Source organism: Bacillus cereus group sp. N12 (assembly GCF_016483575.1).
In the GTDB taxonomy this organism is placed as follows: domain Bacteria; phylum Bacillota; class Bacilli; order Bacillales; family Bacillaceae_G; genus Bacillus_A; species Bacillus_A toyonensis.
On the sequence record NZ_JAEHBO010000123.1, the window covers coordinates 1 to 9,695 of the forward strand.

Consider the following 9,695-nt stretch of genomic DNA (forward strand, 5'->3'; position numbering starts at 1 on the left):
TCTAGCTTCGTCGGCAGCGTCAGATGTGTATAAGAGACAGGTATATTAAGAGTGCATTTGTATGGAGAAGCTTAACAAAAGCGATATCATTCGCACCGTTCTGCAAAATGGTTTCTTTGGACATCCCAAAGGACCATTTACTTTATTCTTTACAGAATTTTGGGAGCGATTTTCTTATTATGGAATGAGAGCAATATTACTTTACTATATGTATTATTCCATTTCAAAAGGTGGCCTAGGGATGGATCATGCTACAGCTGCATCCATTATGGCTATCTATGGTTCGTTAGTTTACATGTCTGGAATTATTGGTGGGTGGATTGCAGATCGCCTATTAGGTTCAAGTAGAACAATATTTTGGGGTGGCGTTGTAATTATGATTGGTCATCTCATATTAGCTCTACCAGGAACGGTTAGCACGTTATTTATCTCAATGGTATTTTTAGTACTTGGAACAGGGTTATTAAAACCGAATGTATCTAGTATTGTTGGTGATTTATATAGTGAATCAGATACTCGTCGTGATTCAGGTTTCAGTATTTTCTATATGGGTATTAATTTAGGGGCACTATTATCTCCGTTTGTGATAGGAACACTTGGTCAAAAGCATAACTTTCACCTTGAGAACGGTCATAAAGCTCAAAGAACTGAGAGTTTTAGATATCAGGTACAAAATTATGATTTAAATACGTTACAACTTTATAGTGCAGATGAAGATTTCCGTATGAGATTGATTAAACATGGATAAATATATTAGTAGGGTTAGGTGAAAAACCTAGCGCTTATTTTAGGAGGATATTGCATAAATGGAGCGGGTTATACAAGAGTTTTTTTCTCCAAGTAAAAACTATAAGGTTCAAATCATTAAAAGAAAGGATGGTCTATATACAACAGAAGCTTATAGGTGGATGGAGGATTGTGGATATGAATTTTGGAGTTATATATCACAAGGATTGACTTTGATAGATAGTGAGGAACATGCGCAAAAGATTGCTATGGAACAACTAATAGAATGTTCAAGAGAGAGGTTTAAAAATACTTAATTATATTTGTAAAATTATAAAGGAGTATGATGTTTTATTATTATTGAAAGAACACAAATCTTTTGTAAGTGAACCTAGTAGTATTAATTTCTAGATTCATATACTTTTATGAAAATACATGCAGTAAATTTTTTTAATCTTATTTATTTTATAGGAATTGTGAGGTATACTAAACGTAGGTGCAAAATGTACCATTTGAAAAAGAGTGCATTGCAAAAAAGGAATCCGTCAAGGATTCCTTTTTTGTTTTTTTTAATGAAGCAACGTTCTAATTGTCTCTTTCTTTTTTATGAATGAACTACCACCTTATAAACTTAAAATTTATTTTTGGAAAATTGCCATATTCCTGTAACAAAACAAAGGTATGTTATGTGTGTAAAATATAAAGAGAAAGAAGGAAAAGTCGTGAAAAAAATTTTGCCGATAGTTGCGTTATTAGGCATGATGAGTTTTGGAGTACAGGAAATGAATGTAAGAGCTGATACCTATCATAAGAGCGATTCAAAAATTAGTTTTTGGGATTTGAAAAGAAAGGGTACTAATTTCATGAATAGTACGTCATTACCTGAAAACTATAAAAGTGCAAAAGAAGCTAATATTGAATATGTTCGTTTAGCACCTGATAAATGGGCGAAAGATAAAGATTTTCTATTTGAAGATAAACCAGATACTTTTGGAAAGGATTTTCTGATAGGTAATGCAGATAACTATCAGGGATTAGTAAAGGAAGATCTAGAAAAATTAAAGGCGGATTTAGATGCCGCACAATCACAAGGAATGAAAGTTGTTCTTACAATGTTATCCTTACCTGGTGATCGATGGCGCCAATTTAATAATAATAAGAATGACGACAGAATATGGGAAGAAGAAAAGTATCAAGAACAAGCAAGTCAATTTTGGAAGGACCTCGCTCTGGAACTAAAAGATCACCCCGCGGTGGTTGGTTATAATATTATAAATGAACCACATCCAGAAACAGATAAAAATAATAGATATAATGATTTTTGGACGGAAGATTACGAGAAATGGTATGCAAAAGTAGAGGGAACGACAGCAGATTTAAACAGATTCTATCAAAAGGTGATTAATTCCATACGTGAAGTAGACCGAGAAACACCGGTTATTTTAGATTCGGGTTTATATGCTACTCCATGGGCCTTTAAATATTTAAAACCAGTAAATGATAAAAAAACACTATACGCATTTCATATGTATGAACCATATGAATTAACGAGCCAAGGTGAAAAACAAAACAAGGAATATCAATATCCAGGATTAGTAAAAGTAGGAGATTTAGAGAAACCTGTAATGTGGAATAAACAAGGATTAGAGAAATTTTTGAAGCCAATCCAACAATGGTCTAAGAAAAACCATGTACCATCTAATCGAATTATTGCAGAGGAGTTTGGAATTAACCGTACTGTTCCAGGTGCTACCCAATACATGCAAGATCTTATTTCTATCTTTAACCAAAAAGGATGGCATAAATCATTCTATGCATTCCGTGAAGACACATGGACAGGGATGAATTATGAATTGGGAACAGGAAAAATAAAATGGGATGAAGAGGGTAAACCGATGCGTCAAGATAATTCACTCTGGGATGTAATAAAAAAAGATTTACAAACGAGTAAATAGTTTAGAATATTAGGTCTAAGGACTAAATGTAAGCATCTAATTCAAATAGAATTAGATGCTTTTTATTTCGAAAAGAGGTGGAGTTGAATTAAAGATTCCATCTTTTCTTTTGCATAAAGAGTACCAATCAGGTTTATTTACAACGAAAAATAAGATTTTTAGAGAATAGCTTAGAAAAAAATTGTGGAGGTTCAAACAAATGTGGTCACAATTGTTTAAACCTTTAAAGTAAAAAAGTTTTATGAATTTTTCGTGAGATCCCAACCTTTAAATGTTGTAATTTATTTACTTATTTCTCCAATTGGATATATTTCTCTAATTGGATGGAAGTTTAGAATACAGAATCAAAACATAATAGGCTGTTATCGATGAGTTTATCGTAAAGTTGTTATTTAATGTGTCATCAAATAACATTTATATACAATAATACATAAAGAAAAGGAGATATTTATGAAAAAATATAGAGTAATAGACACAACTTAAATAGTATGAATAGTTTAGATTGTAAAAACATGAAGAAGAAAACAAAAAAACTTAAGAGTACTAAGGAAAAATGAGGGAGATAATATGGGGAATAATTCAAAACATAAAACTAGAAAAATACTTGCGGCTACTGCTACAGTAACTATGCTTGCGACTGGAATGATTTCTTCATCAGATGTCTTTGCGGAGCAAAAGGAGCAGCAAAAAAATTTATCGACATCACTGCAAAATGAAAAGTCAGTTAAATCAGAAAATAGAACATTTACAGTCCCAGGAAAAGGGGATGTTGAGGTACTGAAACAACAGGAAAGAAAAAGTATGGCATTTAGTCCATATGAACCAACTGGTTTATATGCAAAACCAAATGAACAAATAACGATTAATGTAGAAGGTAATCAAGATATTCAGGTATATATTGGAACGTATTCGTATGATGCTTCTTGGAGAGAAGATTCTAAGATAAAATCATTTACATTAAAACCTGGTATAAACACAATCCAATCTCCAAATGGAGGGATGATTTATTTTTATAATAAACAACAAGGTGGTACCATTCGAACAACAATCACAGCAGGGGGAACGACTACGCCTTTCTTTGAATTAGGAAAGCATACGAAACAAGATTTAATAAACATGCTGGACCAATATCCTAATGCACATGCAGTGGAGTTAAAAGGAGAACGGGTATTAATTACGGCCAGCCCTGCACGTGTTAAGAAATATTTGTTGGGTTCTAATACAGATCCTGTACAACTATTGAAAAAGATGGATGAAGCTACTCGAATTCAAGACAAAGTAGCTGGATTATCCGAAGAACAAGTAGATAAACATTATATTCATTACGTAGAAGAAAATCATTCTCCCGATTATTATATGTATGCAACTTCTTATCGAACCGCATATGTAGGAGATGCAATCCAATACGTGTTAGATATTAATAAATTTATAACAGATGGCTGGGGCCCTTGGCATGAGGCAGGACATTTGAGACAACAATCGCCCTGGAAGTTTTATAATATGACAGAAGTACAAAATAATATATACAGCCTTTCTGTAGAAAAAGCATTTAATCAACCATCCAACTTAGAGAAAAGTGGAATTTATCCAAAAGCATTTCAATATCTAGAACAAGTGAATAAAAATTATGATGAAATTAGCGATGTTTTTGTAAAGCTTGTTATGCTTTGGCAACTACAGTTAGCGTATGGAGAGGATTTCTATCCTAAATTGCATCAATTGTATAGAGACATGCCTTCAGGTGAACTTCCACAAACTGATGAAAATAAAAAACAATTATTTATGATTTCGGCATCAAAAGTAGCCAAACAAAATTTGATTCCTTTCTTTGAGAAGTGGGGATTACGTCCAAATAACGATACCATTCAAAAAGTAGCTGCATTAGGATATCCAATTTTAACAGCAGAAATTTGGAAGGGTACGGATTCTAATCCAATTAAACCAGATATGCCTAATGTAAATAATATTTTAGAAGGAAACCAGTTTGCATGGTCGCTGAAAGGGATTGGAGATTTTGAATTCGCAAAAGTAAATTTAAATAAATCAACAGAAGAAATGCAAATTGATCTAAAAGCAGGTGTACCACATAACTACTTTGATAGTACATATGCAAGTATTAAAGTGCAAAACACATCAGGTAAAGTAGTATATAACAAGGAGTTTTATGGGAATAAACAGCAAAATGCTGAAACACAAAAAGTTTCAGTAAAGACCGGCGATTTTATTGAGCTTACACATTTAGAAGGCGGAGAGAGGGCAACATTAATAAATTTAGATAATAATAAACGTGAAAGCCTTGATAAAAAAGTAATGTATGAAGTTACAAAGGATGGCCTGAAAAAAGTAAATCAAATTGTTAATCCGAAACCAGATACAGAAGCTCCCACACAGCCACAAGGATTATATGCAAGCAACATTACTTCTAACAGTGTAGAGCTAAAATGGGATCCTTCTACAGATAATATAGGTGTAAAAGAATATCAAGTATTACGTGATGGACAATTGATTCAAACTGTACAAGGAACGACATTTATTGATCAAACCTTAACAGCTAATAAGGAATATAAATATGCAGTGAAGGCTGTAGATGCAGCTGGAAATACATCGATTCAAAGTGAAATTCTTCCGGTAAAAACCAAAGATCAAAATGTATCTTATGAAAAATGGGATCCAAAGAAGGCATATACAAAGGGCGATAAAGTAGAACATCAAGGGACAGTGTATGAAGCGGTTCAAAATCATCAAGGAAATGGTGACCCGAATTGGATATTTGCGTTATCTTTATGGAAACCACTTACAATCAAATAACATGTAAGAATCAGAAGTGAAGATAGAACAACATAAAATTGGGGCAGTATTTTAAAGATTTACTGGATGTTGCTTGAATTTTGATAGATTTCTCTACTAAGTTAGTATTCAAAAATTAAAATTAGAAAAGGGAGAAAATTAGTGATTATTCAGAAAGAAAAGAAAAGATTTAATAAAGTTATTATAATTACCGCAGCATGTAGCATGTTTTCTATGTTTGGAACGTCTATTTCGCACACTAAAGCTGCAACACATTCAGCTGCTCCAGCAGTTTATGTGAGTCCACAAAATATACCTGCCTCAGATATTATTAGTATAGACTGGTCACCAGTTCAGACACCACCTTATACGTACTGGGCTGTACACAACTGGAATGCAGGTGGTGAAGCTGGAGGATATGCTGGTTTTCAACAACAAAGTGGGTTTGATGAAAATGGAAAACGTACTTTACATTTTGCCTTATGGGATCCAATTTCCTCTAAAGAAGCAATAAAGGCCGAATACTTATCTCCGAATTCGCAAGCTGGACCCTTTGGAGGAGAAGGAACAGGAATGAAGGTTCAAACAACTTATGGTTGGAAAGACTACAATTGGTACACAATGACAATGCGTTCATGGCAAGAAAATGGTCATACTAAATTTGGACAATGGATGAAAGATGTAACAAAGAATAAATGGCATCAAATTGCAATTATGGACTTTCCGGTTGCTAATGTTGCATTTAATCATGGATTAGGAATGTTTCAAGAAGACTGGGCTGATAGTGGACAGAATGTTCGAGAAGCGCGCCTGAAAAATGGTTATAGCCGAAAATTAGTTGATAAACAATGGAGTTCTTGGAATAATCAAAGTATTTCTGGAACGCATGATAATACTTATCAATATGATGGAGGATCTACTTCAGAATATGTATGGGTCAAAGCAGGAGGTAATACGCAGTCTACTATTGGGTCAGGAAAAATATTCACGCTAAATCAACCTACTCAACCTGAAATAGGAAAACTAGATTTTGATATCCAATCTATATATTATGAAAATGAAAAATTAAATGTATCCTGGAAACTAAAAGAAAATAGTACACCGCAATTTAAGGGGAAAATTGAAATTTATAACAATGAAAATATGACGGGCCAACCTATTAACGTAATTGATGATATTAAATCTTATCAAAATGGAATCAGTCAATCTATATCATTACTAACAAATGCTTATGCAAAAATTGTATTAACGGATATATTTGATCAAACTGTTGAGAAAAAGGTACAAATCAAAAATGAGTCTCCAAACATTTTTGAAGGTAATGAATTTGCATGGTCGCTGAAAGGGATTGGAGATTTTGAATTTGCGAAAGTAAATTTAAATAAATCAACAGAAGAAATGCAAATTGATCTAAAAGCAGGTGTACCACATGACTACTTTGATAGTACATATGCAAGTATTAAAGTGCAAAACACATCAGGTAAAGTGGTCTATAACAAAGAGATTTATGGAAACAAACAGCAAAATGCTGAATCGCAAAAAGTTCCAGTCAAAGTAGGCGATTATATAGAGTTAACACATCTAGAAGGTGTACATAGAGCTACTCTTACAAATGTAGATAATAGTAAACAAGAGAGCTTTGGAAAAAAAGCCATATACGAAGTTACAAAGGAAGGCCTGAAGAAAGTAGAAAAAATGCCAGAAGCAACAATTTTAGAAGGAAACAAGTTTGCCTGGTCATTAAAAGGATATAGTGATAGAGAAATTGCAAAAGTAGATTATGATAAAACGGTAGAAGAGATGAAGGTAAAACTAGAAGCAGGTGTACCACATTCCTATTTTGCTAGTACGTATGCGAGTATTAAGGTCCAGAATTCTTCTGGTAACGTTCTGTACAATAAGGAAATCGTGGGAAATAAACAACAAAATGCTGAAAGCCAAACTGTGCCCGTCAAGGTAGGGGATTACATTGAATTTACCCATATAGAAGGAGAAGCAACAAAGGAAAAAACGCGAGCAACTTTAATTAACCTTGAAAATAACAAAAATGAAACCATTGGAAAAACAGCAAGATATCAAGTTACAAAAGAAGGCTTGAAGAAAGTAGAGAAAATGCCAGAAACAACGGTTTTAGATGGAAATCAATTCGCTTGGTCACTAAAGGGATATAATGATCGAGAAATCGCGAAAATAGAATATAACAAAGCAACAGAAAAAATGCAGCTTAAATTAGAAGCGGGTATACCCCATTCTTATTTTACTAATACGTATGCAAGCATTAAAGTCCAGAATTTATCCGGTAATATTTTGTACAATAAAGAAATTATAGGAAATAGACAACAAGATGCTGAGAGCCAAACCGTTTCAGTCAAAGTAGGAGATTGTATTGAGTTTACTCATATAGAGGGAGAAGCACAAAAGGAAAAGACACGCGCCACACTTACTAATCTTGAGAATAGTAAGCAGGAGTATATGGGAAAGAAAAGGATATATCAGGTTACCTCTATGGGATTATTAATAAAGTCATAGATTTCACTACAAAAGTTAAATTATAGATTTATATATTATATAAAAATCTTAACCATTATACGCATTAAAAAATTCTCAAGAGAATATAGATCGGCGGGTATAGTATGAACATATTCAAAGGGTTTCTAATTTCATCAATTGCAATGACCACATTTGTAGGAACAGATCTAATCCTACAAAATGATAGTATTCATAATAAAGTTTACGCTGAATCTTATAATGTCACATACAAAGAAAGAGATTCACAGGAAGAAAGATTAATTGTAAAGTTTAAAAATCAAATTGACGTACCTTATGAAGATGGTATTGAGAAACGAATAAAAAATGGGGATTATGATAACAATTTAAAGAAGTTATTTTCCGAAAATACAGAACTTACTTTGAATCGTCTGTTCTCATCTGTAAATCCGATAGAGATTGAAAAATTATCAGTACAATCTAAATCAGTTGCTAATGAATCAGCTAATAATTTATTAAATTATTATATTGTACAAGCTCCTAATAACATAGAAATAGAATTATTACTAAAAAAATTTGAAACATCTCCTCTTGTAGAGGAGGCTTATATACAAGAAAAACAAATTTTGACACCCCCTGAAATACAGTTACCAAATTTATCTGTTAATCCGCACGATGATCCTAGATTTAAAAATCAAGGATATCTTGAAGCGGCACCAAAGGGAATTAATGCCTCGCATGCTTGGAGCATTAAAGGTGGTGACGGGAAGGATACAACTTTTGTGGATATGGAATATGGATGGTTATTGAACCATGAGGATTTAGTTAATAAAAATATTAAGCTTATGTCGGGACAAAATATAAGCCAGCATAGAGCTCATGGTACCTCTGTATTAGGAATTGTTTCATCTGAAGATAATCAAATTGGAAATATTGGAATTGCACCAAAAGCAAATGTAAAAGTAATATCCCAGATTAGGGATAATGGAATTTATAATACAGCGGATGCTATTTTAAGTGCTGTACATAATTTACAAGCGGGAGATATTCTTTTATTAGAGGCACAAGCTTCGTATGATGGGTATGGGGATAAATATTTACCTGTAGAAGTACATCCAGATATTTTTGATGCAATTCGTGTTGGTGCAGATAAAGGGATTATTATTATAGAAGCTGGCGCAAATGGTTCAAACGACTTAGATAATTTTAAAGATCGTAATGGAAAAAAAATCTTAAATCGAAATAGTCCAGACTTCAAGGATTCAGGTGCTATTATGGTTGGGGCGGGATCATCAACTGTTCCACATAAACGTTTATGGTTTTCAAATTATGGAAGTCGATTAGATGTATATGGATGGGGAGAAAATGTTGATACAACATCAGCAAATCCAAGTCAAAATACTACAAATTTATATACATCAACATTTAGTGGAACATCAAGTGCTTCACCAATTATTGCTGGAGCAGCAACTTCGATTCAAGGTATTGCTAAAGAACATCGAGGTTCTCCTTATACACCAGCCGAATTAAGAAATATCTTAAGTAATCCGAATACAGGAACAAAATCTCAAGATCCGTGGAATGATAGAATAGGTGTTTTACCTGATCTAAAATCTATATTAGATAACTTAGGTTTTAATTCAGATATCCCGAACTCTTCTAGTATTTTAGAAGGAAAACAGTTTGCATGGTCACTAAAAGGAATTAGTGATTTCGAGTTTGCTAAAATCAATTTCAATA

General features: G+C 33.1%; 5 protein-coding genes and 1 pseudogene. All 6 read left to right on the forward strand.

Features of this window, described 5'->3' with window-relative positions:
* Window positions 1–61: 61 nt before the first annotated feature.
* Window positions 62–631: pseudogene (locus JDS92_RS28370) on the forward strand (peptide MFS transporter); the annotation flags it as partial.
* A gap of 175 nt (window positions 632–806) precedes the next feature.
* A complete protein-coding gene (locus tag JDS92_RS28375) occupies window positions 807–1,043 on the forward strand; it encodes a hypothetical protein (protein WP_000442698.1) in 237 nt (78 codons plus the stop codon).
* A gap of 369 nt (window positions 1,044–1,412) precedes the next feature.
* Window positions 1,413–2,681 carry a glycoside hydrolase family 5 protein gene (locus tag JDS92_RS28380; protein ID WP_097959770.1) on the forward strand — a complete coding sequence of 423 codons (1,269 nt, stop codon included), beginning with the start codon at window positions 1,413–1,415 and terminating at the stop codon, window positions 2,679–2,681.
* 567 nt (window positions 2,682–3,248) lie between these two features.
* On the forward strand, window positions 3,249–5,489 hold the full coding sequence (locus JDS92_RS28385) for a M60 family metallopeptidase (RefSeq protein ID WP_199632921.1): 2,241 nt from the start codon (window positions 3,249–3,251) through the stop codon (window positions 5,487–5,489).
* A 141-nt stretch (window positions 5,490–5,630) separates the two neighbouring features.
* Complete coding sequence (locus tag JDS92_RS28390) at window positions 5,631–7,997, forward strand: putative mucin/carbohydrate-binding domain-containing protein (protein WP_199632922.1); 2,367 nt, start codon at window positions 5,631–5,633, stop codon at window positions 7,995–7,997.
* Between the two features lie 104 nt (window positions 7,998–8,101).
* The coding region (locus JDS92_RS28395) for a S8 family peptidase (RefSeq protein ID WP_199632923.1) at window positions 8,102–9,695 on the forward strand (1,594 nt) is incomplete at its 3' end.

Bases quoted from the DNA above. Each gene is read 5' to 3' on its own strand.
- JDS92_RS28375 (WP_000442698.1), top strand. From the start codon at position 807: ATGGAGCGGGTTATACAAGAGTTTTTTTCTCCAAGTAAAAACTATAAG.
- JDS92_RS28380 (WP_097959770.1), top strand. From the start codon at position 1,413: ATGTGTGTAAAATATAAAGAGAAAGAAGGAAAAGTCGTGAAAAAAATT.
- JDS92_RS28385 (WP_199632921.1), top strand. From the start codon at position 3,249: ATGGGGAATAATTCAAAACATAAAACTAGAAAAATACTTGCGGCTACT.